Annotated in this window: 25 protein-coding genes; 12 read left to right on the top strand and 13 right to left on the bottom strand. The window is 49.6% G+C overall.

Annotation, left to right across the window (positions count from 1 at the left end):
• Nucleotides 1-18: 18 nt before the first annotated feature.
• The 9 genes from B4C79_RS08620 to B4C79_RS08580 all read right to left on the bottom strand — a co-directional run bounded on the left by B4C79_RS08620 (nucleotide 19) and on the right by B4C79_RS08580 (nucleotide 8,389).
• On the bottom strand, nucleotides 19-837 hold the full coding sequence (locus tag B4C79_RS08620) for a glycosyltransferase family 2 protein (protein ID WP_291739401.1): 819 nt from the start codon (nucleotides 835-837) through the stop codon (nucleotides 19-21).
• On the bottom strand, nucleotides 818-2,089 hold the full coding sequence (locus B4C79_RS08615; protein ID WP_291739402.1) for a glycosyltransferase: 1,272 nt from the start codon (nucleotides 2,087-2,089) through the stop codon (nucleotides 818-820). Before B4C79_RS08615 ends, B4C79_RS08620 begins: the two co-directional genes overlap by 20 nt.
• Nucleotides 2,086-4,446 (bottom strand): polysaccharide pyruvyl transferase family protein, encoded by a 2,361-nt coding sequence (locus B4C79_RS08610; RefSeq protein ID WP_291739403.1) that lies wholly within the window; start codon nucleotides 4,444-4,446, stop codon nucleotides 2,086-2,088. Before B4C79_RS08610 ends, B4C79_RS08615 begins: the two co-directional genes overlap by 4 nt.
• 11 nt (nucleotides 4,447-4,457) lie before the next feature.
• A complete protein-coding gene (locus B4C79_RS08605; protein ID WP_291739404.1) occupies nucleotides 4,458-5,810 on the bottom strand; it encodes a flippase in 1,353 nt (450 codons plus the stop codon).
• 113 nt (nucleotides 5,811-5,923) lie between these two features.
• Entirely contained in the window at nucleotides 5,924-6,292 is a 369-nt protein-coding gene (locus B4C79_RS08600; protein ID WP_291739405.1) for a MarR family EPS-associated transcriptional regulator, read from the bottom strand.
• A 148-nt stretch (nucleotides 6,293-6,440) separates the two neighbouring features.
• Entirely contained in the window at nucleotides 6,441-7,307 is an 867-nt protein-coding gene (locus tag B4C79_RS08595; protein ID WP_291739406.1) for a hypothetical protein, read from the bottom strand.
• Nucleotides 7,262-7,537 (bottom strand): helix-turn-helix transcriptional regulator, encoded by a 276-nt coding sequence (locus B4C79_RS08590; RefSeq protein ID WP_291739407.1) that lies wholly within the window; start codon nucleotides 7,535-7,537, stop codon nucleotides 7,262-7,264. Before B4C79_RS08590 ends, B4C79_RS08595 begins: the two co-directional genes overlap by 46 nt.
• Complete coding sequence (locus B4C79_RS08585) at nucleotides 7,534-7,953, bottom strand: hypothetical protein (protein ID WP_291739408.1); 420 nt, start codon at nucleotides 7,951-7,953, stop codon at nucleotides 7,534-7,536. Before B4C79_RS08585 ends, B4C79_RS08590 begins: the two co-directional genes overlap by 4 nt.
• Complete coding sequence (locus B4C79_RS08580; RefSeq protein ID WP_291739409.1) at nucleotides 7,937-8,389, bottom strand: nucleotidyltransferase domain-containing protein; 453 nt, start codon at nucleotides 8,387-8,389, stop codon at nucleotides 7,937-7,939. Before B4C79_RS08580 ends, B4C79_RS08585 begins: the two co-directional genes overlap by 17 nt.
• A 409-nt stretch (nucleotides 8,390-8,798) precedes the next feature.
• Between B4C79_RS08580 and gmd the strand changes: the two genes are divergently transcribed.
• Genes gmd through B4C79_RS08550 form a run of 6 tightly spaced genes read left to right on the top strand, consistent with a single transcriptional unit; the run spans nucleotide 8,799 to nucleotide 13,620 of the window.
• Nucleotides 8,799-9,917, top strand: a complete 1,119-nt coding sequence (gene gmd / locus B4C79_RS08575) for a GDP-mannose 4,6-dehydratase (protein ID WP_291739410.1) — start codon at nucleotides 8,799-8,801, stop codon at nucleotides 9,915-9,917.
• 12 nt (nucleotides 9,918-9,929) lie between these two features.
• Nucleotides 9,930-10,904, top strand: a complete 975-nt coding sequence (gene fcl, locus B4C79_RS08570) for a GDP-L-fucose synthase (RefSeq protein ID WP_291739411.1) — start codon at nucleotides 9,930-9,932, stop codon at nucleotides 10,902-10,904.
• A gap of 2 nt (nucleotides 10,905-10,906) precedes the next feature.
• On the top strand, nucleotides 10,907-11,383 hold the full coding sequence (locus tag B4C79_RS08565; RefSeq protein WP_291739412.1) for a GDP-mannose mannosyl hydrolase: 477 nt from the start codon (nucleotides 10,907-10,909) through the stop codon (nucleotides 11,381-11,383).
• A 7-nt stretch (nucleotides 11,384-11,390) separates the two neighbouring features.
• Nucleotides 11,391-12,878, top strand: a complete 1,488-nt coding sequence (locus B4C79_RS08560) for a mannose-1-phosphate guanylyltransferase/mannose-6-phosphate isomerase (protein ID WP_291739420.1) — start codon at nucleotides 11,391-11,393, stop codon at nucleotides 12,876-12,878.
• A 47-nt stretch (nucleotides 12,879-12,925) separates the two neighbouring features.
• Nucleotides 12,926-13,315: an HI0074 family nucleotidyltransferase substrate-binding subunit gene (locus B4C79_RS08555; RefSeq protein WP_291739413.1), complete on the top strand. Its 390-nt coding sequence runs from the start codon at nucleotides 12,926-12,928 to the stop codon at nucleotides 13,313-13,315.
• Between the two features lie 2 nt (nucleotides 13,316-13,317).
• A complete protein-coding gene (locus B4C79_RS08550; RefSeq protein WP_291739421.1) occupies nucleotides 13,318-13,620 on the top strand; it encodes a nucleotidyltransferase family protein in 303 nt (100 codons plus the stop codon).
• A 3-nt stretch (nucleotides 13,621-13,623) separates the two neighbouring features.
• On the opposite strand, the gene B4C79_RS08545 is transcribed toward B4C79_RS08550, so the two are convergent.
• Nucleotides 13,624-15,369 carry an ATP-binding response regulator gene (locus B4C79_RS08545; RefSeq protein ID WP_291739414.1) on the bottom strand — a complete coding sequence of 582 codons (1,746 nt, stop codon included), beginning with the start codon at nucleotides 15,367-15,369 and terminating at the stop codon, nucleotides 13,624-13,626.
• Nucleotides 15,370-15,549: 180 nt separating this feature from the next.
• Here B4C79_RS08545 and B4C79_RS08540 point away from each other — a divergent pair, with 180 nt between their 5' ends.
• The 4 genes from B4C79_RS08540 (at nucleotide 15,550) to rfbC (ending at nucleotide 18,222) form a co-directional block, all read left to right on the top strand.
• Nucleotides 15,550-16,410 carry a hypothetical protein gene (locus tag B4C79_RS08540; protein ID WP_291739415.1) on the top strand — a complete coding sequence of 287 codons (861 nt, stop codon included), beginning with the start codon at nucleotides 15,550-15,552 and terminating at the stop codon, nucleotides 16,408-16,410.
• Nucleotides 16,397-16,720 (top strand): hypothetical protein, encoded by a 324-nt coding sequence (locus B4C79_RS08535; RefSeq protein WP_291739416.1) that lies wholly within the window; start codon nucleotides 16,397-16,399, stop codon nucleotides 16,718-16,720. The genes B4C79_RS08540 and B4C79_RS08535 overlap by 14 nt, the downstream gene beginning before the upstream one ends.
• Nucleotides 16,721-16,789: 69 nt before the next feature.
• The gene (gene rfbA, locus B4C79_RS08530; RefSeq protein WP_291739417.1) at nucleotides 16,790-17,668 is read left to right on the top strand and encodes a glucose-1-phosphate thymidylyltransferase RfbA; all 879 of its coding nucleotides are present in this window, start codon (nucleotides 16,790-16,792) and stop codon (nucleotides 17,666-17,668) included.
• Between the two features lie 2 nt (nucleotides 17,669-17,670).
• On the top strand, nucleotides 17,671-18,222 hold the full coding sequence (gene rfbC, locus B4C79_RS08525; protein ID WP_171100823.1) for a dTDP-4-dehydrorhamnose 3,5-epimerase: 552 nt from the start codon (nucleotides 17,671-17,673) through the stop codon (nucleotides 18,220-18,222).
• Here the strand turns inward: rfbC and B4C79_RS08520 are convergent, their stop codons facing one another.
• Nucleotides 18,223-20,334 carry a TonB-dependent siderophore receptor gene (locus B4C79_RS08520; RefSeq protein ID WP_291739418.1) on the bottom strand — a complete coding sequence of 704 codons (2,112 nt, stop codon included), beginning with the start codon at nucleotides 20,332-20,334 and terminating at the stop codon, nucleotides 18,223-18,225. It lies immediately after the preceding gene.
• Between the two features lie 128 nt (nucleotides 20,335-20,462).
• Here B4C79_RS08520 and B4C79_RS08515 point away from each other — a divergent pair, with 128 nt between their 5' ends.
• Nucleotides 20,463-20,993, top strand: a complete 531-nt coding sequence (locus tag B4C79_RS08515; RefSeq protein WP_168426819.1) for a transcriptional activator RfaH — start codon at nucleotides 20,463-20,465, stop codon at nucleotides 20,991-20,993.
• Here B4C79_RS08515 and B4C79_RS08510 read toward each other — a convergent pair.
• Entirely contained in the window at nucleotides 20,975-21,355 is a 381-nt protein-coding gene (locus B4C79_RS08510; protein WP_105029709.1) for a response regulator transcription factor, read from the bottom strand. The two genes, B4C79_RS08515 and B4C79_RS08510, sit on opposite strands and share 19 nt — an antisense overlap.
• A 102-nt stretch (nucleotides 21,356-21,457) precedes the next feature.
• On the bottom strand, nucleotides 21,458-21,862 hold the full coding sequence (locus B4C79_RS08505; RefSeq protein ID WP_105027428.1) for a hypothetical protein: 405 nt from the start codon (nucleotides 21,860-21,862) through the stop codon (nucleotides 21,458-21,460).
• A gap of 138 nt (nucleotides 21,863-22,000) precedes the next feature.
• On the opposite strand from B4C79_RS08505, the gene rfbB reads away from it, so the two are divergent.
• A complete protein-coding gene (rfbB, locus tag B4C79_RS08500; RefSeq protein WP_291739419.1) occupies nucleotides 22,001-23,029 on the top strand; it encodes a dTDP-glucose 4,6-dehydratase in 1,029 nt (342 codons plus the stop codon).
• Nucleotides 23,030-23,157 lie beyond the last annotated feature (128 nt).

The raw sequence follows: 23,157 nt of genomic DNA, 5'->3' as shown, positions 1-23,157 counted from the left end.
ATCTATGATTTAATTTATTCAATTTTTTGTTCTGAGCTGGCTATTAACTTTGGCATTAAGTTTTTTTAAAATATAGAGATAATTTTTAATTTTTATTTTTATAATTTCTAAAAAATATTTGTGAATATTCGCCTTGTAAAGTTCAGGGTAGTCTTTTTTTATCATTTTAATTTTTTCTGTCACGCATTCAAGTTGTCTCTGGTCAGATATTCCACCAAGAAGATATCGTGAAATTGGTCTATCAAAAAAATGCCCATTTTCTTTTGCTTTTGAGATACACTGCATTATCCACTTCTGATCCGCTATCAGTTTGTAATTTAAATCATATTGGTTGGCTAAGCTTTTTCTCACGATAAAAGACTGGTGCGATATGTGCATTCCTTCGCTAAGCAATCGAACGCTTAGTTTTTGCGGAGCGTCTAGGGTATCAATCAACTTCCCTTCTATGTTTATTAATTGTACGCCCGAATAAATAAATTGTGTGTTATGGGTGATTTTTGATATTAAGTCCATAACTATCCTGTCATCGCTGATTTGATCTCCAGAGTTGAGAAACCAAATAAATTCTCCTGATGCAAGAGTTAATCCTTTGTTCATTGCGTCATATATACCTGCATCCCTTTCTATAATGTGTTTGTCTATGTATTCAGAATAGCTTTTGAGTATTTTGTTTGTATTGTCTGTAGATTTTCCGTCTATAACTATATATTCAATATTGTTGCTTTTTTTGTGGGAAATAATGCTCTCTATTGTTAATTTTATTGTTTCTTCGCCGTTATATACAACAGTTATTATTGATATTTTTGGTTTGGTGTCGTTATTTTTGTTGTGTTTCATGATCATAAATAGATTTATATAAATTTATGTATTTTTCTGTAATTATTTTTTCGGAATATAACGTTAACGATTCATTTCTTATCTCTTCAGATTTTAATGTATTTTTCAAAAGGTGTTTAATAGATTTTTGAAGTTGAGTGCATTCGTATGGCTGAACTAGTTGTCCGTTTAGAATTGGTTTAATTAGATCTCTTATGCCCCCTACATCGAATCCGATGCATTGAGTTCCACATGCAATTGCCTCTACAAGGGTATTTGGTAAATTATCCTGCATCGAAGGTGCTACAAACACATCTGCAGCCGAATACAATAATGCGAGGCTGATGTCATCGTGATAGTGGCCTAGGTAGTTCGCATGTAGACCCAGATCAATTGGATGAGTGGGTGCGGTTGATCCAAAGATCAGTAATTCCGTTTGACTACGGATGTCGTCTAACTTTGATAATTGTTTTAGTGCATCTTGAAGAAGATGAAATCCTTTCCGTTTGTCTGTAGTGCTGGATATCGCACCAAATAGAATGTATTTTTTCTCAGGCGTTAGGTTAAGAATCAGGCGGGCTTGTTGTTTATCGATTGGTTTAAAAATTTTTGTGTCTATGCAGTTTGGAATAACACTGCATGGCTGATTCTTGAACAATGCGCTTCGCTTCGCGCAATCTGCTAGCCAGTTGCTTGGGCTAACAAGGTGGAAGTGTTTGTCACTCCAAGCCCTCTTCTTTAGTCGCCACACTGCTGCATCTATGTCTAGCCCGCTATAACCTTTTGGTCTTGTGTTTTTTGAATAACCGTGCACATAGCGTTCGGGATTGTCTAGGTCGTCATAGTGTTCGGAACCACTGAATGGCCACATGTCATGCATGGTCCATACAATTGGTTGGCGTATACGCGCTATTTCTTTAATTGATAACATTTCTGCGCCAAGCCAATGCAAGTTGACTATGTCGAAATCGCTATCGTTAATCCATTTGCCCAGACCACTATCGAATATATTTGCGGAATGAAACACCTGATTAGTTGGTGTTTTCTGCAGGTCCATAATCCGTTCGGCCAAGGCTAGCTTCAATCGATGACTTAGCTGGGCGAATTTGCCAAGGGGCGCGTGAACAAATGGTGAGGTCTCACTGCGGCGTAAAACAAGCATATGGCTATCAAGCCCAGCCTCACGTTGAGCTAAATGTAAGCGATGGGCTGCACGCGCTGCTCCACCTATCTTGTCGCTAGTGCACACATGTAAAATTCGAAGCGGTTTCATTGCTCTATTTCTGATTCGATACGTTCTGGAAAATTCAGGCTGTGCAGTGCGGCTGCCATCGCATTGGTAAATGTGGGTTTAAAGTTTATTGCTTGATTTTTGGGTTTCTCAAGTAGGTTGGAGATTTCCCTGATTATGAAAGAAGCATCCAATTCATCAAGGCTGCGCGCTGGAACACCAAAACGATCTGCCAGCGCATGAACTTTTCCTTTCCGAAGGGTGTAGTCAATCGCTACCGTTGGCGTGCCCAACCCGAGTGAGAAAACGACAGAATGGAAGCGCATGGTAAGCGATGCAGTTGATTGTTTGAAGGCTGCACAGTATTCCACTGGAGTTAATTCGGCACCCAGTAGAGACAAGTCAAGATGTGGCTTGATCGTCGTTTGATTTCGAAATAGCCTGCGATAAAACCAACGGTCATCGTCGCCATAGTGGTTCGTGCACATTGGTAGAGGGCGAATAGTCAGGTCGGGAAACTTTGCTACAAGGCTGTTCAGCGCGTCGATTATCGCTGTCTCGTATCTTTGCTTTGCTTCGAGGCATTGTGCCTTGTTCAGGTGTTTGGCGTATGTCTCGTAAGGAAAGTCTCGAAGACCAAGCAATAGAACTTTGGTTGTTTCTGTTTTCTGCGGTTTAACATCAATTCGATTCTGAGTTTGCAACCACGTAAAAGCTGGGTCCTCTGCCACAAGATCCGCTTGAGTTTCTATACCCAGGTTCGAGGCGATATCGCGCGATAGTTCATCGCGGAAGATACGTGCATCGGAAGTTTTAAGTATGAGGCCGATAGTTTCATTGTGCCAATTCGCGCCTAATGGCCCTACGCCGCAGCCCGCAATTAGAGTTTTCACTTCAGCTTTTTTTGCCATTTCAAAGATTGCCAGCATGTCCGCGGTTTCGTTAATCGCCATAAGTGGGCCCCCTCCGAACACCACCAGGTTGGCTTTTGCTGCCAGTTGGACGCCTTGCTCCGGTTTAACAATGTGAACTCCGTTGAGGTCGTTCATTTGGCGTCTAGTCATTTCGCTGACGTAGGGGAATAAAGAGACAAGCACAACATCTATATCGCCAAGGTATTCTCTTAAAGCCTGAATGACACCACCTAGAATACCTTTGTCTCCTAGAGTTTCTGTACCGTACCAGCCACATATAAGCACCCGGATATTTTGGCTGTTGCCTGGCCAATCTTTTGTGTGCTCCCCTATCTGTCTCAGGGTGTTTAGTTTGCGAGAGAAATGCTTACTCTGCCGCGCGGCACTTGAAGCCCACTGCTGGTAGATGCTCTTAAGTAAATTTTCTGCGCGCAGTTTTTTTGCAACTTGAAGTACGAACTGTTTTGTATGCTGTTTCTTGGGAGGAATGCCTACATAGTCATGATTACAACTGTCGCAGTGATTTTGGATGATACTTTTTAAATGGTCTTTATTTCCAAAGTACAACCGTTCGCTGTCTTGAGTGGTTATGTTACCCAAAGCTTTGCTTTGAACTGCACAATATAAAAGCTCCCCTTTGGATGTAATGGTGGCGCCGCGGTGTTGCCAGTCGCAGCCTGCTTTTCGTGCGGCGCCGGATATGATTTGATCGATCAGTGACCGATAGAAAAACCTTTGGGATTCATTTGGTTCGTAATGTTTGATCAAACCTTCTAAAAATTCCGTGATGTGATATTTTTCGGCAGCGTTTAGGGCGTATGGGTCAAGTAGGTTCTGTGTGTAAAGACGTTGGTGAGGAATACCTAACCGATACTTGATATATAGCCCTTTAACTTGGCAAAATTCAAACAAGTCACTTAGTCCGTACACGTTCTCTTTAATTATGGTGCAGCCAATTCGCACATTGTTAACCAATGGCGAAGACTGCGCGTAATCAATAACATGCTGCGCACGCTCAAAGTTGCCTGGCTTGCCGCGAACTTTGTCATGAACCTCACCATAACCATCTAGCGAGACCATTACATCGAGTACCCCATTGTGTTTCTTGACAACTTCACCGATGTCGGTGATTCGGGCAATTACTTCTTCATATTTGTATGCGTTGCTTATTAAAGAGATGGACTTTAACTTTGGTAATTCTTCGAATAACACAGAAGTCAAAGCACCCAAGTCTTTGCGCAATGTAGGTTCGCCTCCATTTAATCCGATGGCGGTTACTTCGCTGAATAGAGGGTTACGTAGCCCTTGTCTTAGTTGCTCTGGTGTTAGGTCATCAGACTTTTTGTTTTCCCATATGCGGCACATTTGGCACTGGGAGTTGCATATGTCGATTACCGGAAATTGAAGTACGGTCGGCTTTTCTAAGGGCAAAGGCCGGTCGCTGATCAAATAGCGTACGGTTTTGTAAAGCGTGGTTAGGTTCATGGTGGGTTGTTTTACTTCCAGATTAACAGCAGTGCTTTCAATTTGAGTATGCCGATATGCCGGGTTTTCGGATTCAGGAAATCACTGAAGAAGTAAGCGATGCTCAGCGATCCTAACGTTCCGATAGCGGCGCCTAGCGGCCCATAAAGGGGAATCAGGTAGAAGTTGAATGCAATGTTGGCCAACGCTCCAGCTACGTTTCGGGTTAGATTTAGCATAGGTTTACCCTCAGCCATAATCCAAGAACCAGATGCAGTGCCCAAAGAAACAAAAAGTCCACTCCAAATTAGGACGATCAAGATGGCGGCTGAACTGGCATAAGCCTCGCCGAAAAGTGTGGAAATAACCCAAGGTGCGAGAAGGGTGACAACTGCAGCAACTAAATAAGAAATACCAACCATCGCAAGCATGAGTTGATGAAGGCGTTTTAGATACAGTACGGAGTCCTGTGTTCGTTGGCGTACTATGGCAGGGAAGGATGAAGCAACCAATGCGCCAGGAATGAAATACCATGCTTCTGCTAGTCGCGAAGCCACTGCATATTCCCCAACTGCGACATTTCCGATCATGTTTCCCAGCATGATTTGATCAATTCGCATGAAGACCAGGCAGGCAAAGCCAGCGAAAAGTTCGGGCCAGCTTTGCATAATCATGCTCCAGCCATGGCGCATGTCGATATCTTTAATACCAGGCCTGATGCCATACGTCCGACATGCAAACCACAGCGCAACGGCATTACCCATGGCTTCTAGAGCTGTTACCACAGCGAAATAAACCACATCAGATTCGCTGAGCAACAATACTAATTTAATCCCCAGGAACAAGAAGAAGTTGGTGCTGCGCGCAATCGCACTGTAACGAGAGGCTGTTTTGGATTGAAAATAATGATCGATTACATCAAACGAAGTGAACGAGATGCTTGCGGCTACAATGCCGACTAACAATGGGTCGCCTTGTCCAAAACCTAGGCTTATCCCGACAGTTACGGCGTAACAGATAAATGAAAATAGCAACCGCCAGGCGAGTACGGACGCCACAATTTGCTTTCCGAAGTTTTCTTCATTCGCATGTAATGTCAGTTCTCTAACCACTGTGCGGTTGAGCCCTAAAGTTGCGAAGATTCCAACTATGGTGGATAGTGCCAACGCAAGGCTTAGGGAGCCATAAGAACTTGGACCTAGGTGGCGGGCAATCCAGATTCCCACAAATAGACCCGCAACTAGTCTTATAACTTGCTCTGCGGCCATCCAGCCAGAGTTTTTAAGGATTTTAGATAATCCAGACTTGCTTTTTTCAGACGAGGTTGGGTCCTTTGAGCCATCTAGCCCAACGCTGGATAATTTATTTTGAATGGTGGTTTTCAAGTGTTCGGTACTGAATGGCACAAGGTGTCTGTCGCTTTTGCGAGGGCCTTTGACAGGCTAGATGTGGGTTTTATTGTGATAGGCGGTGGCGGAAATTGGTGCGCTGAGCGTATTTAATGCTGGCTGTGCGTTTTTTGTTTATCAGCGCTTTGCACTTCAGATCTTACAGCTGCAATTTCAGCTTTCAGTGCTTCGTATTCTTCCATCTTTCGCTTTAAAAATGCGCTGGCAAGTCGGGTCTTTTCTGCGATGCCGCTTGGTGTCAATACATACATGTATCCAAACTTGTTTTTGCTATTGGCAAAGTTTTGCATCTTCACCAAGCCTTTTTCAGTCAAGGCCTTCAAGCAATAGTTCAATCCGCCAACACTGACGCCAAGCTTTTCGGCTAGCTCACGTTGGGTAAGGTCGGGGTTCTCGTCCAGCAACCGCATGACGCGGTAGTAGGTATCTTCTTGTAGTTTGGCTTGTCGGCTGGTCATTTTACTGTGTTTTAGGCACGCTACCGCCCTGCTGTGTAACGGTCAGCATGCGCAGTTGAGGCTTAAGAATAGCTAAGTTTTGTTAAAGTTTGAACAATGCTTATCTACTTGACGGGAAAAATTTATCGTACCTCGCAATTGCGGGGAGTTAGCAGTTAGCTCTCAGGTATTCAAAGCCAATAATGGTTGGCCGGTCAGCTTTTTCTCTTTGGTCGCGATGGCTGTAAACAAGATGTGGCCGAATACTCCCCGTATGTAGTAGGGGCAGAAGCCGATGAATCAGCTCGATTTCACTAGCGGCGTTTTTACAGTAGGTGCGTGCCACTTCTGCCAGCACTAAAGCCAGCTTGTTAGTTTGTTGAGTAATTGCCTCGTATTGTCGCTCGTTCAAGTTAAGAACACTGGTCAGCGGTTCAAATCCAAGTAGTTGCTGGTAGACATCCATGTCTGGCCTGGGGTGTTGCACATGGCCATTTAACAGTTGCGCTTGCAGCGTCCAGCGCAGTGCTGGCAAGCGGTTGTTGGGGTCAGCTTGGTGTTTGATCGCCCGTAGTTGCAGAACAAGGGCCCATGTGCATTCGTGGTGAACCACTGTGTCTGCGAAATTGCGCCGTAGTTGCGAACCGTGCTGCCTGGCAATCAGGGAGCTTTGGCCTGGCAGTAATGGCGGTGGCGTGCGTAGGGGCTGTTTAACCACCGGGTTGTCGGGGTTGGCAAAGCTGAGCGTTCCCAACTGTGTACCGTTGCACTGGTGCAGTTCAGCCAGCGAGCTGCCATATTGAGCAAACACTGGGAATAACTCGGCCTGCTGATAAAAATTGTTGCTGGGTGGCATCAGCAAACTGACCCAGTGTTGTTGTGGCGTGTTGCTGCTGTAGTGAAACCAAAAGCCACTGGCCGTTTGCCCCAGCCAACCGCAGGGTTTGCCGCCGTTGAACACCTGCAGTGTTTGAATTTGTTGGTGCGCAGTCACAGGGTTTTGAAGTGTTGATGTACCGTGTTCAAGGTGGGCCATTCAACGGGGGCTGCGCTAAGCCCCAGGCCAAACACCCGCAGCACAGCCATGGCGGTGGAAAAGGAAACGTCTTCACCGCGTTCAATGCGAAAAATAGTGTCGCGGCTAACGCCCGCCAATTCCGCCAGGGTTTGGGCTGTCATTTTTCCGCCCTTGGCGCCGGCTTGCAGGCGCTGGGTGCGAACCAGGGTGGCCAGGTCGAGTTGGTTCTTGAGAATTTCTTTGTTCAATTTGTGTTCCTCAATACCAAATTGAGTCTCTCAGTCGCATTGATCAGTGCCTCCAACAATGACGATTCAATCTCAGTGAAACCTTCGTATTCTGCAAGGTTTCTTTTTTGATGCGCTGTGGCGAATATTCGCCAAATAGACGCTGGCAGACCAGCGGTACTCTCGAGTAACTGAAAAACGGTGTATCTATTTTCTGAGCGATATCCCGCCTTGCGAAGCGCTGCCAGAGCGAGCGAGTGTGCTGCGTTGTAAGCAAGATCGAAGCGACTGTCTTTCGACAAGTTGGCGTTTTTGGAATCGTGGAGTTTACGATTTGCGGTGCTAACGAGTCCGTCAAATTCAGCTTGAATAAAAGCCTCTCGTTTTAGTTGCCCTATCTTGAGCAAATTATCAAACGGATTATTTTCTTTGTTCATTAATCACATCGACGACGGAAATGGTTGGTGCGTCAAAAATTCGGCGCATAAATTCTGTGTCCTTTTTTTCTGCGAATTCTTGTGTGCGATACAGCGTGGGTTGAATGGTTCGCCCCAGAAGTTGTTCCGCAGGTTGAAGTATGTCAAAAAGATCATGGAAGTGAAGTTGATCGCTAACTACCATCAAATCAATGTCGCTTTTTGAATTGTCTGTTCCCTTGGCGATAGACCCGAATATGAACGCACGGTTTATATTGGTGGCGTGATTTTGCAAGCAGTTCGCGATGACTTCCCGTATGCCAAACGTTTTGATGATCAAGGAGCGAAGATCAGAAAAAACCGGATTCTGCCTGTTGGCTTGAAAGTGTTTTTGGTTGCCTTGTGGCGTTGAAAGAACCAGCCCGGAGGATTCCAGTTTAAGCAGTTCACGCTGCACGGCGCCTTTGCCAGCATTGGCATGTCGAACCACTTCGTTGAGATAGAAAGACCGTTCAGGATGCAAGAAAAGCAAAGCCAACACCTTTTGCTGTGTTTTGGAGAACAGACTGTCTGATATTGAAATTGGGGTCATAATGGGTACGATAATACCTTTTTTGGGTATGTTTGTGCAAGATTCGCTCTGAAATTCCCTCGACCTTGCCAGCGTAGGTGAGTCAATATCTCTTTAAACACTCGTTGGCCATGCAGCGACTTATTCCATAAAGGTATTTTATATCAGTCATAAATTGTATACAGAAAATAACAAATTATATTTAATACTAAATTATGTGGTGCTCTACTTGGAATTCAACTCTGGTTCACCTAAGCTTTCGCTTTGAGTTCAATTAAAGCAAGGCACCCCTGCAATGACTAAAGTGGCGTTGATCACCGGTATCACCGGGCAAGATGGTTCGTATTTGGCTGAATTTTTGTTGAGCAAAGGCTACGAAGTGCATGGCATCAAGCGCCGTGCATCGCTGTTCAACACCCAGCGCGTAGACCACATTTACGAAGACCCGCATGTTGAAAACGCCCGTTTTAAATTGCACTACGGCGACCTCACTGATAGCTCTAACTTGACCCGCATTATTCAGCAGGTTCAACCCGACGAGGTGTACAACCTGGGCGCACAAAGCCATGTGGCGGTGAGTTTCGAAAGCCCGGAATACACGGCCGATGTAGATGCCATGGGCACGCTGCGCTTGCTGGAAGCAATCCGCTTTTTGGGCCTGGAAAAGAAAACCCGTTTTTACCAAGCCAGTACTTCAGAGTTGTATGGTTTGGTGCAGGAAATTCCGCAAAAAGAAACCACACCTTTTTACCCCCGTAGCCCCTACGCTGTGGCGAAAATGTACGCCTACTGGATTACGGTGAACTACCGCGAAAGCTATGGCATGTATGCCTGCAACGGTATTTTGTTTAACCATGAAAGCCCACGCCGTGGTGAAACTTTTGTAACCCGAAAAATTACCCGCGGCATGAGCAATATTGCAGTGGGCCTGGAGCAGTGCCTGTACATGGGCAATATGGATGCACTGCGCGATTGGGGCCATGCGAAAGACTACGTTGAAATGCAATGGTTGATGCTGCAGCAGGAAACGGCGGACGATTTTGTAATTGCCACTGGTGTGCAATACAGCGTGCGCCAGTTTATTGAAATGACTGCAGCCGAGTTGGGCGTAACGTTACGCTGGGAAGGCAGTGGTGTGGATGAAAAAGGCATTGTGGTGAAAGTGCAGGGCGACAAGGCACCCGCACTGAAAGAAGGCGATGTGGTTGTGCAGGTAGACCCGCGCTACTTCCGCCCTGCGGAAGTGGAAACTTTGTTGGGCGACCCCAGCAAGGCGAAAAATAAATTGGGTTGGACACCGAAAATTACCGTGCATGAAATGGTGAAAGAAATGGTGCAGGTAGACCTGGATGCCGCACGCCAACACGCCCTGTTGAAGCAACACGGCTACAGCGTTGCAGTAAGCCGCGAGTAAAGGCTGCCATTCATGTTGAACTTCAATTCAAAAATATATGTGGCAGGCCACCGGGGCATGGTGGGCAGCGCCATTGTGCGCCGCTTGAACGCCCTGGGCTACAGCAACATTGTGGTGCGCACCCACGCCGAACTCGACCTGTGCAACCAGGCTGCGGTGAATGAATTTTTTGCAGCCGAGAAGCCCGACGCCGTGGTGCTGGCAGCCGCCAAAGTGGGTGGCATACATGCCAACAACACCTACCCGGCCGAGTTTATTTTTCAGAACCTGATGATGGAATGCAATGTGGTGCATGCCGCACATGCCAACAATTGCCAGCATTTGTTGTTTTTGGGTTCAAGCTGTATTTACCCCAAGCTGGCCGAGCAGCCCATGACAGAAACGGCCTTGCTGACCGGCACCTTGGAATGCACCAACGAGCCCTATGCCGTGGCAAAAATTGCGGGCATTAAATTGTGTGAAAGTTACAACCGCCAATATGGCCGCAATTACCGCAGCGTAATGCCCACCAATTTGTATGGCGAGAATGACAACTTTCACCCCGAAAACAGCCATGTAATTCCGGCGATGATGCGCAGGTTTCATGAGGCCAAATTGCGCGGCGATACCGAGGTGGTGGTGTGGGGTACAGGCACACCCATGCGCGAATTTTTGTACGTAGACGACATGGCCGCAGCCAGTGTGCATGTGCTGCTGCTGGATGAACAAACCTACAAAGCCAATACACAGCCCATGCTGAGCCACATCAATGTGGGCACTGGTGTGGATTGCACCATTCGCGAACTGGCAGAAACCATGCAGCGTGTGGTGGGCTTTGAAGGTAAGTTGGTGTTCGACATCACCAAGCCCGATGGCACCCCGCGCAAGTTGATGAATGTAGACCGTTTAAAAAGTTTGGGCTGGCAATACAGCATTGATTTGGATACCGGTTTGAAGAAAACCTATGACTGGTTTTTGAAGAATGTGGAAGGCTTGAGGCAAGCATAGTGATGTGGTGGAACCCGCAGCAATGGGCCGAGGTAGTTGAACGCACACCCTTGGTATCAATCGATTTGATTGTGACCAATGCGCGCAATGAGGTGCTGCTGGGCTGGCGAAACAACAAGCCCGCACAACACTGCTGGTTTGTGCCCGGTGGTGTAGTGCGCAAGGGTGAAACGTTGCAGCAGGCTTTTGAGCGCTTGGTTCGCGATGAACTTGGGGTAAGCACCCAATCAAGAAGCAAGGCTTTGTTAGGCGGGGTGTACGAACACCACTACACTGACAATTTTGCAGGGCTTCCGGGTGTTACCACCCATTACGTGGTGTTGGCCCACCGCTTGAATGCGGAGCAACATTTGCCAGGTTTGGGTGGTTTGGATCATTTGCCCAAAGCGCAACACAACGACTATGTATGGATGCCCGTGGACGAGTTGTTGAACAACCCGCAGGTGCATACACACACGAAAGCGTATTTTCAGGAATGAGTGAATGATGAGCAACAGCAACCGAGTAATCCCTGTAATTCTATGCGGCGGCGCAGGCACCCGTTTGTGGCCTTTGTCGCGCAAAAACTTTCCGAAGCCATTTTTGAAAGTGGGTGCGGAAAGCCTGATTGCGCAAACCGTGCGGCGTGCCGCTGCGGTGGCCAAAGCTGCTGACTCAAACGATGTGTTGTTGGTGAGCAATGAAAGTTACCAATTCCTGCTGCAAGACGAATGCATGCCTGTGTTGCAAAGCGAGGGCGGCAACATGGCCCTGCACCAGTTGCTGGAGCCACAAGGCCGCAACACTGCACCAGCCATTGCCTTGGCTGCGCAGTGGGCGCAAGCCCGTTACCCCGCTGAAAACCCGGTGCTGTTGGTGTTGCCGGCCGACCATTTAATTAACCCGGTTGCCGAGTTTGTGCGTATTGCGCAACAAGCCGTGGCCGCTGCACGCAAGGGCTGGCTCACTTGTTTTGGTATTACGCCCAGCACACCCGAGACTGGTTTTGGTTACATTCAGCAAGGTGCGCCTGTCGACGAAATTAACGGCGCATTTGCTGTGCAGCGTTTTGTGGAAAAGCCCAAGCTTGAACTGGCCATGGAATACTTGGCCAGTGGCCAGTATGTGTGGAATGGCGGCATGTTTGCCTTGCGCGCAAGTGACCTGTTGCAGGCGCTCGAGAACAATGAGCCCAGCGTGGCCAGCCAAGCGAGTGTTGTTTGGGCCAGTGCCAAAGAAAGCAAAAATGCCAAGGCAAGCGGCAGCGTGTTTACGTTCAACAAAGATGAATTTGCAAAATTGCCCGACATCAGCATTGATTACGCCGTGATGGAAAAGGCCAGCAATGTGGCGGTGGTGGCTGCCAATTTTCAGTGGAGCGACATTGGCAGTTGGGCTGCCTTGGCCGAGCAATGCACGCCCGACACACAGGGCAACACAGTGCAGCAAGAAGGCGCAGGCCAACTGATTTCAATTGACAGCAACAACACCCACGTGCGCTTGGGCAACCGGGCTGTGGCCACCTTGGGTGTTGAAAATTTGTTGATTGTTGACACGCCCGATGCTTTGCTGGTGGCTGACAAAAGCCGCCACCAGGATGTGAAAAAAGTGGTTGAAACCTTGAAGGCGCAGGGCAGTGAACTGGTGAATTTGCACCCCACCGTGCACCGCCCTTGGGGTACTTACACCGTGCTTGAAGATTCCGCTGGTTATAAAATTAAACGCATTGAAGTAAAGCCGGGTGCATCGCTTAGTTTGCAAATGCACCACCACCGCAGCGAGCACTGGATTGTAGTCAGTGGTACTGCAGAAGTAACCAATGGCGAGAATGTGTTTTTGGTGCGCAAGAATGAATCAACCTACATTCCCGCTGGGAACAAGCACCGCCTGGTAAACCCCGGCGTAATGAACCTGGTGATGATTGAGGTGCAAAGTGGCGACTACCTGGAAGAAGACGACATTGTGCGATTTGACGATGTATATGGGCGGGCTTGAATTAGAATTAAACTCACGAGGGCGAGTATTTAGGGTATTTGGCAAATATGGAACGTTTGAATGAAAGATCAGCCGATTTTCTGAAAGCCAGTCAGAGGTTAACCGAGGCTTGCGAGCGGCCTCTGGATTCGTTCATTCGAGATTCGGTTATTCAACGCTTCGAGTTTTGTTGGGAGCTGGCCTGGAAAACACTAAAATTGCGACTTGAAGTGTTGGGTATTGTGGCCTTGAATCCCCGCGATGTTTTCAAAGAGGCTTTGGTTGCGGGGTTGATACATGATGGTAATGCCTGGAGCGAGGCCCAACGAATGCGGAATTTGTCCAGCCATACTTACGACGAGAAACTGGCGGATCAGGTGTACGAGTTTGTGAAAAACCATGGTGACACGATGTTTCAGAATTTGGCCGGTGAAGTACGGCGATGGAGTGAAAATTGACTGTGAAGTATGGCTTGTCGAGCCAGGTAATTGAGCAGTTGAGGAAAGCATTCGCCAAATATCCGACTATTGAAGTGGTCTATTTGTTCGGTTCACGTGCCTCGGGTCACTTTAAAGATGGCAGCGATATCGACCTTGCAGTGGTTGCGCCCGCAATGACCGAGTCGAATTTTAATTCCCTGTGGAATGAAATAGATGCCTTGCCCTTGGTGTTTAAAGTGGACTGCATTCACTTTGAGAAACTGGGAAACGAAGCCTTGAGAAAGAATATTCTGAAAAACGGCGTTCAGTTTTATCCCGCTTAATTTTTACCCTGTAGTTTGGATACTCATCAACTCACTCAATGTACTTCGCAATTGCACGCCACTGAGCGGTTTGTGCAAGATCAGGAAACCGGAGTTTCTGGCTTCCTGAATTCGACTGGGGGCGGTATCCCCAGTCAATATTACAGCTGGTACATTTCCAAGTTGTGCTTGTAATGATTGTATTGCCTGTACACCTGTGCTTTTATTGCGCAGCCGATAATCGGCCACAATGGCATCGGGCATTCGGCCACGGGCCATGAGAATACGCAAGGCAGTTTCCGCATCTTCAGCTGCAATGGTTGAACATTGCCAGCGGCTTAGCATTTCGGTCACGCTGGCGCGCACCAAATCGTCATCATCAATCAACAACACGGTTTTGCCGGTCAATGGGGTTTTACCACCGGCCTGCACGCGGCTGGGTTCATCCATCAAGTGGCTGGTATCGCCCTGCGGTACAGTCACGTAAAACATTGAGCCCTTGCCCACTGTAGAATTCACACCAATGTCGTGGTTCAACAATTTGCCCAAGCTGTGCGCGATGTACAGGCCCAGTCCAAGGCCTTTGGCTTTGTCGCGCTCGGGATTGCCCAGTTGGTAGAACTCTTGAAACACTGTTTCCTGGGCACTGGCGGGTATGCCGATGCCGGTGTCGTGCACTTCAATCCGGATTTGCCCGCCCTGTTTGCGGCACCCGATCAGCACGCGCCCTTCGGGTGTGTACTTGATCGCGTTTTCAACATAGTTGCGAAGAATCAGTTCAAGCAGGGCGGGGTCGGTGTAAACACACGCTTTGGTTTTTGCTACGCGAATATCAAGGCCTTTGTGTTGTGCCTGGGTAGCCATTTCATTACAAATGCGTTTAAGCAAAGGGGCCAGTTGAACATGGCGTGGCTTGGCAGTAATGGCAGCTGCGTTAATTTTTGCAGAATCCAGCAAGGCATTCAGCAAGTTGCGCAAGCCGTAGCCTGCCTCCTGAATTCGGTCCAGCAAGCCTTTGCTGGGGTGGTTGGCCAAGTCTTCGCTTAGTGCATCCACCAACAATTCGATGGCTTGCACGGGTTGCCGCAGGTCGTGGCTGGCCGCCGCCAAAAAACGTGTTTTGGCCACACTGGCCTGCTCGGCCACCCGCTTTTGCAAGGTCAGCTCGCTAATGAGTTCAGCGTTTTGAAAGCGCAAACGAATGGACTGAATCACCATGTTTTGCAGGTTGCGCCCATAGTGAATATTGATGAGCACATAAACAAATGCCACGCTGCCCAGCACCCAAAGGAAGGGTGTGTTTTCCCACAAACAGCGTGCGATGAAAGGCAGTGACGCCGGCAGCGCAAACGCAGCGTAGGCGGGGGTGTGGCAGGCATGGGAAGACACCGCACCAGCCACCATGGCCGCGAGAAAAATAGCCAGTGTCATCAGCACCATGGGGTCGGTTGAAAAAAACACGACCCCCGCGAAACCCCACAAAATACCCGATGCCGCGGTGAATTGAACGGCCACTTGTATCCAGTGTTGTGGGTCGAAATGTGCCCCGAGTTTGTTGAAATGCCGGCGCACCCACCAGCGCAAACCAGTGAGCATGTACACCGCCAACAGCCACAGCAGCAGCGCATTGCCCTGGCCTGTGTGCCAAAGCACAGCCACCAAGCCAGCCGAAGAAGCCATGACACCGTACAAAACAAAAGGCAAGTGCTCAAACAGAAGTTTGGTTTGCTCTCGCAGAATGGTGAGTTGGTGCGGGTCTTCAGCTTTCATAAATAGAGCAATGAGAGAGAGCAATAAGTAGTTTGCCCTAAGCATAAGTGGTGAGGCACTGGACAGGCAATGTCTAAATGGGTGACCCCTGGTTTTTGTAACCCAAATTAGCGGTTATCACCCTGGAAAGTTTCCACGTATCTTGGGTGCCCCATTCGATTTCAGGCACCGGAGGTTTTCTTGCTTCAATTGATTTCACGCTTTGCGGTGTGTGTTGCCTTGGTATTGACCGCGGCATGCGCCAGCAAAACACCCCTGCAGGTGGATGGCCTGGCCACCACGGGCAAGCAGTACACCACCACCTTGAAAAAAGTAAACAGCTTTGCACTAACCCACACGCTTGAATTTACAGCCAGTTTGTTGCCCAATTTGCCCCGTGACAATTCAACGCTGTTGGTGCACACGCAAGCCATGCAACAAAGGGCGGCCTTGCTGCAAACCACCAGCGAATACTTCGACACGCAGGCGCTTTATTTTGCCGAGCTAAGCGCGCTGGCCAAAGGCGACACCAGCACCGGCACCACGCGGGCCTTGCGAAAGCTGGTGGAGGCTTTGAACAAAGCGCCTGATGTAGGCGGCATACCCCGCGTGAGCAAAGAGGCGGTGGCGGGCCTGGCTGGGCATGTGGCCAGTTGGAAGCACAGTGCCCAAGTGCGCGAAGAATTGCGACGCAGCGCAGAACCCGTGGCGCACGCCTTGTTGTTGAACCAGCACATTTTGCAGGAGCAAATACAGTGGATTACGCAACGCGAGGAATTGGCCCGCCAGGTTGAATACCGCGAGAAAGTATTGAAGCCTTTTGTGGAGGATAAAAAGCTGGGCGAAACCTGGAAGAATGCCTGGATGAAACACATCAAGCAGGTGCCCACCATTGAACTGTTGGAGCAGGCCAAAGCGGCCAGCATTGACATGCAACAAGCCTGGGTGAACGTGCTGCGCGGCGAGGGTAGTTTCGAGCACTTGCAGGGCGTTTTTGATCAACTCAATTCAAATATTCAGGCAGCCAATAAACGTGAGCCCAATACCCATGACCCCAAGTGATTTTGAAGCCTTGCAAAACGATGTGCATGCCGTGTTTTCAGCTTTGTATTTGATTGATGTAGACCTGTTAAGCGCAGAGGAACGCAAACAACACCAGCAAGTTTTGGCGGCTGCTTACCTTGCTTTTGTGAATGCAGAGAATGCCCGCTATACAGCTTTGAGCACCAAGGCGAAAGGCGAACTTGGCGAATTGGCTGGCCATGTAAAAACCATGCGTACGCAGTTGGCTGAACTGGAAGCCCCGAACGAACAACTGGGTGTTTTGGGCAAAGGCCTGGATGCCTTGGCACGGTTGGCGAAGCTGTTGTAGGTGCCAAGCGGTTTTCCTTGTCTACTTCACATAAGATATGAAACACGCAAGGTTAACCAAGGTGAAAACATGAACCGCAAAGGCATAGTGTTGGCCGGTGGGCAAGCCACCCGCCTGTACCCGGCCACTGCCGCTGTCAGCAAGCAGCTGCTGCCCGTTTACGACAAGCCCATGATTTACTACCCCCTGAGCACCCTGATGTTGGCGGGTGTACGGGAGGTGCTGGTGATTTCAACCCCGCACGACACACCGCGATTTGAACAATTGTTGGGCGATGGCAGCCGCTGGGGCATGCGCATTGATTACGCTGTGCAGGCCACACCCAGTGGTGTTGCGCAATCGCTGATCGTGGCCGAACCCTTTTTGCAGGGCGCACCCTGTGCCTTGGTGTTGGGCGACAACCTGTTTTATGGCCAGAACCTGGTGCGCCAAATGCAATATGCCTACGGGCAAAAGCACGGTGCTACTGTGTTTGCGTATTCGGTGGCAAACCCGCAAGCCTATGGCGTACTTGAGCTGAACGCCGAGGGCACAGTAATTGGTGTGGAAGAAAAACCTGCACAGCCCAAAAGCAAGCAGGCGGTAACAGGCTTGTATTTTTTTGACGGGCAGGCAGCGGGCATTGCAAAAGGTTTGACACCTTCAGCCCGTGGCGAACTTGAAATTACCGATGTAATACGAACCTACCTGGCCATGGGGCAGCTTGAAGTGCAACACATGGGCCGTGGTCAGGCCTGGCTTGATACGGGTACCGCAGACAGTTTGCTGGACGCGGCCAACTTCATTCAAACCATTGAGCGCCGGCAGGGCTTGAAGGTGAGTTGCCCTGAAGAAATTGCGTGGCGCAACCAGTGGATTACTTCGGCACAATTGGCCGCGCTGGCAAAGCCATTGCGCAACAGCGGTTATGGCGATTACTTGCTGGGCTTGCTTGAGGCGGGGCAGTGAACATGCAATGCAATCCAACTCCCCTGCAAGGTTTGTTGTTACTTACACCCACCGTTTACACCGACGCACGCGGTCACTTTTTTGAAAGCTTCAATGCGAAAACTTTCAAGCAGGTGGCTGGCATTCAGCCCGAGTTTGTACAAACCAATGAATCGCTTTCAAAGCGCGGGGTGTTGCGCGGCCTGCACTGGCAAACTGCCCCCAAGGCACAGGGCAAATTGGTACGTGTGGTGCACGGTGCAGTGTTTGATGTGGCTGTGGACCTGCGTGAAAATTCGGAAACATTTGGCCAGTGGTATGGCTGTGAATTAAGCAGCACCAACCATATTCAGCTGTGGATACCGCCTGGTTTTGCGCATGGTTTTTTAACGCTGACCGACACCGCAATTACCAGTTACCAGGTGACCGAGCACCACAGCCCCGAGCACGAGCATTGCATGGCCTGGAACGACCCGGTGTTGAACATTGATTGGCCATTGAAGCAGGCTGGTGTTGCAAAGCCAACCCTGTCGCCCAAGGACGAACAGGGTGTGGCTTTTACAAGCTTGAGTTGATTACAAATCGACGCTAACAATCGCCTTGATGGTTCGGGGTGTGCCCACACCAATCAAGCCGTTGCCTGCGGTGCTGTAGTAGTTTTTGTCGGTGGGGTTGTCGACCACCAACTGAAACTGCGTGGGCGTACTGCCAATGACAGTCGAGTAACGTGCGCCCAGCGAGGCCACTGTGTAGCCGCCAATAAACGCCTGGTTTTGATCGTTCACAGCGCGCTCGCCGGTGTAGTACAAACCACCACTGAAGCTTAAGCCCGGTATGCTGATCAAGCGGTATTCAGCAAACAGGCTGGCTGTTTTTTCGGCGGTGTTTTCAGGCACACGCCCCACAGTGGCTGGGTTGCCGTCGTTTTGTAATTCCGCATCCATCAACAAGGCTGAGGCGGCAATCGAAAGTTGCTTGTTCAATTCGCCGGTCCACGCCATCTCGAACCCGCTGTAATTCGCCTTGCCGTTCAGGCCAAACAGGTTGGTTGCTGGGTCTTGAAAAGTAGAGGCACGTTCAATGTCGAAATACGCAATTTGCGCCAAACTTTTTTGACCAATATTGAACTTGGCACCCACCTCACGCTGTTCTGATTCTGCGGGGTCGAGCAACTGGAATGCATTGGCCGCATTGGCAGGTGCCTGCCCCGATTCCTCAAGTCCTTCCACATAGCTGGCGTACAACGACACATCCTGGCGTGGCTTGTACATTACCGCCAGAGAAGGGGTTGTTTCTTGTGCATTATAAAGACGAACAGTGCGTGTACCATCGGCCAGAACACTCAGGTTTTCGGTGCGGTAGTCGCCACGGCGAAGGCCTGCCAATACCTGCCACAGTTCACCCAACTGCATGCGGTCAAATACATACAGGCCTTGGTCATCAATGGTTACAGCGGAATATGCACCTGTGAAGCTTACGTTCTGTGGTGCAATTTCACGGGGGTTGTACAGGTTTTGGTTGAACAGGCTTTGTGTGCCGGTTACGCCCGGTGTGTTGCTGGCGCGGGTGTTGGTGGTGTAGCCAAAAGACAGGTTGTGCGTAATTGGCCCAGTGACCACTTCGCCGTAAACTTCACCGCGGTAGTTGGTGTTGTCGAATTGTTGGTCGCGGCTGTAGAAAATTCGCAGCTCGCCCTCGCCGGTGTTCAGGTCGTAGTTTTGGAATTGGGAAAAGGCACGATCGCGAGTGGTTTCGGCGTAACCGGCTTCAAACAACACTCCCCAAGAATCGCTCAACACATAGTCCACGCGAGCCAGGTAGTTTTGTGCGTTGGCATCGTATTGTTGCCATTCGCCAGCCAGGTTGGTTTTGTTGTCGGGCACTGGGGGCAGGGTTACCCTGCCATTGACTGCAGGCAGCAGCGCAATTGCGGCCTGCTCGCTGACTGATTTCTCATAGTGTTCTACATCGAAGCGAAAGCTTAAGCGATCGGTGATTTTCCAGTCGTAGGCAATGCTGGCCAATTCGCGTTCGCCGCTGTAGTTGTTCACGCCAATGTCTTCAGCGCCCTTCACCAAATTAACGCGCAGGCCTTGGTTGTTGTTCTCGCCAAACTTGCGGCCCCAGTCCAGGTGGGTGGTGGCGCCGCCATGTTCATTCACACTTTGGCTCAGGCTGAGTACAGGTTTGTTGCCCGCACGTTTTGTAACAAGATTCACCACGCCCGAGGGGGGAATGAAACCGTAATACAGGGAGGATGCGCCCTTGAGCACTTCCACCTGTTGTTTGTTTTCAAGGGGCACATCGACCAGATTGATAATGGGCAGTGAACCATTGAGGCGGTAGTTGCCGCGGTTTTCTACCAGAATGCCGCGAATGGCAATGTTGTCGTAGGTTGAGCCGTTTAGTTGCGAGCGGGTAACACCGGCGGTGTTGCGCAGTGCACCGAACAGGGTGGTGGCTGATTGTGCATCCAGCACCTCGCGGGTGACCGAGTTCACGGTGAGCGGGACATCAATGGGTGCTGTGTCGCGGAAGGTGCCCACCTGCACGGCGTTACTGGAGTAGCTGCCTTGCTCGCGGGCTTGAACCTCAACTTCTTCGAGCTGATTGTTGGTGGTTTGGGCGATGGCCAAAGCTGGCAGGCCCAGGCCAAGCATGGCCAGTGCAACAGGTTTGAGTTTCATGATGATTGCTGTGGTGGATTTGGAATTTTTATGAAGATAGGATACTAAACGATAATGACTTGCATTTCTAATATCAATTATCAAAACTGTTGTTTATCCTGCGCTTTGAAGGGTTTAGAATGCGGCCTGTGCCTTATTTTGAAGAATGCAACACCATGGCCCAGTGGTATGTGATGTACACCAAGCCCCGCCAGGAAACCGTGGCGCTGGAAAACCTGCAACGCCAGAACTACCAGGTATTTTTTCCGCAAGCCCGTGTGCAAAAGCGCAAGGCGGGGCAGGGCACTGTGCAGGTAGTTGAACCCCTCTTTCCCCGCTACATGTTTATTCACCTGGAGGTGGGGGTGAGCGATTTTTCCAAGCTGCGCTCAACCAAAGGCTGTGTGGATTTGGTGAAGTTTGGCGGCAAACCTTCAGTGGTGCCTGTTGAGTTGATTGAGTTGATTCAACACCAAGTCGACTCCGATTCCGTGATCGATTTGCTGAAATTGAATGCGCTTGAAATAGGTGGTGAGGTGCGTGTGGCCGAGGGCCCGTTCGAAGGCATGATGGGCAAAATTGCATCCCAAAAAAGTGATCAACGCGTTGTCGTGCTGCTCAATGTGCTGGGCGCTGAACGCAATGTGGAATTGGCCCGCAGTCAGCTGGACAAAGCCTGAATCTCGCCTAGAACTGACCTCAGCTTGTTGAGAAAATACTCGGGCTCGACGGGCTTTAACATCCAGCCTTGAACACCTACGGTTTTTGCTTCGGCCACCATACCTTTGTCAGACAAGGCGCTCATGACAATGATTGGCGTGTGCTTGGCCACATGCCGCACCCGTTTACAAAACTCCAGGCCGCTGATGCCTGGCATATTGATGTCAGTCACGATGAGGTCGGGTGTGCCGTGGTCGACAATGTATTGCAACCCTTCTTCGGCACTGGATGCGGTTTGGGCGTCAAACCCGGCTTGACGAATTACTTCCGCATAAACACTGCGAATGGAGCGCGCATCATCAAGCAACAAGACCGTTTTCATACTGATTTCCCATTTCACCGAGGTTGTTACAGTGGAATGTTAAATCAGCATGAAATGTTAATGACAACTTTTAACCAAAGTTAACCATGGCTTACGCTGTGCTTACTTGGTGCGGTTCCAGTCGTTGATGCAACCCACTTGCACTGTGTTGCGTGCCACAGGGCCGGTTTGGGTCAGTGTGCGGTTTTCACCGGGCATGATGTACAGTTCGGTCAGCTGTGCGCCCACCAGCACGCGGCAACGTTTGGGGTGCTCTTTGTGTTGGTTTTCAACGTAAATGACGGTTTCTTCGCAAGACTGTGTCACCTTGGCTTTGGTGGTGCCGTCCGACAAATCTTGTTCCTGCTTGCCTTCGATGTTGCACAGGGTGGCTGAAGTGCCGCTGTTTTCAGCGGTATTGCCTTCATTGTTATTGGGTGTTGGTACTACGGCCACGCATGCGGCGGCCAGTGAAGAGGCCGCTGCAATCAGGCCCAAGCGTGTGATGAGTTTCCCATTGATAGTCATGTTCTGTCCCTAATAAATTAAAAAGCTGGCTGATGCCTGTGATAATTGAAATACTGCCCTGATCTGCACAATTGATATTGTGACTTATTGTGTATTTTTTTAGTTCAGGTTTTATTCTAAGCAATTTACTGATAGATCATGACTTTACTTGTTACGGGCTCCGCAGGTTTTATCGGTTCATGTTATGTGCGCCAGCATTTTGAGCACAGCGTTGAGCCCGTTGTAAGCCTGGACGCCTTGACTTATGCCGGCCACCTGAGCACCCTGGGCCCGGTATTGAAGCGACCTGAGCACACATTTGTACACGCCTCCATTGGCGATGTAGATGCCGTGCGCGCTATTTTTGAGAAACACAAACCCCGCGCGGTGTTGAACTTTGCCGCAGAAAGCCATGTGGACCGGTCCATTCTTGGGCCGGGCGAATTTATTGAAACCAATGTGGTAGGCACCTACCGTTTGCTGGAATGCGCACGCGAATACTGGAATGGTTTGCAAGGCGAGGCCAAGGCCGGTTTTCGGTTTTTACATGTGAGTACCGATGAGGTATACGGCACGCTGAAACCAAAAGACGCCCCATTTTCTGAAACCAACCGTTACGAACCCAATAGCCCTTACTCGGCCAGCAAAGCAGCCAGCGACCACCTTGTGCGCGCTTGGCACCACACCTATGGCTTGCCCGTGCTGACCACCAATTGCAGCAACAATTATGGGCCTTATCATTTTCCGGAAAAGCTGATCCCGCTGTGCATCATGAATGCCTTGAACGGAAAGCAACTGCCGGTGTATGGCGATGGTCAGCAAATTCGCGACTGGCTTTTTGTGGAAGACCACACACGCGGCATACGCACCGTGCTTGAAACCGGTGTGCTGGGCGAAACCTACAACATTGGTGGCTGGAATGAAAAAGCCAACCTCGATGTTGTGAAATTGATTTGCAACTTGCTGGATGAACTGCAACCCCGTGCAGATGGTATTTCTTATTCAACACAAATTGCCTTTGTGGCCGATCGGCCCGGGCATGATCGCCGATACGCCATTGATGCCCGAAAAATTGAACGCGAGTTGGGGTGGAAGCCGGTTGAAACTTTTGAAACAGGCATTCGAAAAACCGTGCAGTGGTATTTGGCAAACCAGGCTTGGGTTGCCGAAGTGATCGCTGAACAGTAATTGGTGAGTTGAACTTGAAGGGTCACCGCTGTGTTCAGTGCCCATTCGGCGGCGGTGTTTCGATCGCCTCGCCTTCAAGAAAACCTGCCCTTGCGTGCCGAGCAGGGCCGGTGTTGCCCAGCATGGGC

Origin of the sequence: Limnobacter sp. UBA7229, assembly GCF_002473065.1 — a bacterium.
In the GTDB taxonomy this organism is placed as follows: Bacteria; Pseudomonadota; Gammaproteobacteria; order Burkholderiales; family Burkholderiaceae_B; genus Limnobacter; species Limnobacter profundi.
This window is presented reverse-complemented; position numbering and strand designations above follow the sequence as displayed.

Coding starts and splice junctions, on each gene's coding strand:
- B4C79_RS08620 (WP_291739401.1), bottom strand. CDS start 837: ATGAAACACAACAAAAATAACGACACCAAACCAAAAATATCAATAATA.
- B4C79_RS08615 (WP_291739402.1), bottom strand. CDS start 2,089: ATGAAACCGCTTCGAATTTTACATGTGTGCACTAGCGACAAGATAGGT.
- B4C79_RS08610 (WP_291739403.1), bottom strand. CDS start 4,446: ATGAACCTAACCACGCTTTACAAAACCGTACGCTATTTGATCAGCGAC.
- B4C79_RS08600 (WP_291739405.1), bottom strand. CDS start 6,292: ATGACCAGCCGACAAGCCAAACTACAAGAAGATACCTACTACCGCGTC.
- B4C79_RS08595 (WP_291739406.1), bottom strand. CDS start 7,307: ATGGCCCACCTTGAACACGGTACATCAACACTTCAAAACCCTGTGACT.
- B4C79_RS08585 (WP_291739408.1), bottom strand. CDS start 7,953: ATGAACAAAGAAAATAATCCGTTTGATAATTTGCTCAAGATAGGGCAA.
- gmd (WP_291739410.1), top strand. CDS start 8,799: ATGACTAAAGTGGCGTTGATCACCGGTATCACCGGGCAAGATGGTTCG.
- fcl (WP_291739411.1), top strand. CDS start 9,930: ATGTTGAACTTCAATTCAAAAATATATGTGGCAGGCCACCGGGGCATG.
- B4C79_RS08565 (WP_291739412.1), top strand. CDS start 10,907: ATGTGGTGGAACCCGCAGCAATGGGCCGAGGTAGTTGAACGCACACCC.
- B4C79_RS08560 (WP_291739420.1), top strand. CDS start 11,391: ATGAGCAACAGCAACCGAGTAATCCCTGTAATTCTATGCGGCGGCGCA.
- B4C79_RS08555 (WP_291739413.1), top strand. CDS start 12,926: ATGGAACGTTTGAATGAAAGATCAGCCGATTTTCTGAAAGCCAGTCAG.
- B4C79_RS08545 (WP_291739414.1), bottom strand. CDS start 15,369: ATGAAAGCTGAAGACCCGCACCAACTCACCATTCTGCGAGAGCAAACC.
- B4C79_RS08535 (WP_291739416.1), top strand. CDS start 16,397: ATGACCCCAAGTGATTTTGAAGCCTTGCAAAACGATGTGCATGCCGTG.
- rfbA (WP_291739417.1), top strand. CDS start 16,790: ATGAACCGCAAAGGCATAGTGTTGGCCGGTGGGCAAGCCACCCGCCTG.
- rfbC (WP_171100823.1), top strand. CDS start 17,671: ATGCAATGCAATCCAACTCCCCTGCAAGGTTTGTTGTTACTTACACCC.
- B4C79_RS08520 (WP_291739418.1), bottom strand. CDS start 20,334: ATGAAACTCAAACCTGTTGCACTGGCCATGCTTGGCCTGGGCCTGCCA.
- B4C79_RS08510 (WP_105029709.1), bottom strand. CDS start 21,355: ATGAAAACGGTCTTGTTGCTTGATGATGCGCGCTCCATTCGCAGTGTT.
- B4C79_RS08505 (WP_105027428.1), bottom strand. CDS start 21,862: ATGACTATCAATGGGAAACTCATCACACGCTTGGGCCTGATTGCAGCG.
- rfbB (WP_291739419.1), top strand. CDS start 22,001: ATGACTTTACTTGTTACGGGCTCCGCAGGTTTTATCGGTTCATGTTAT.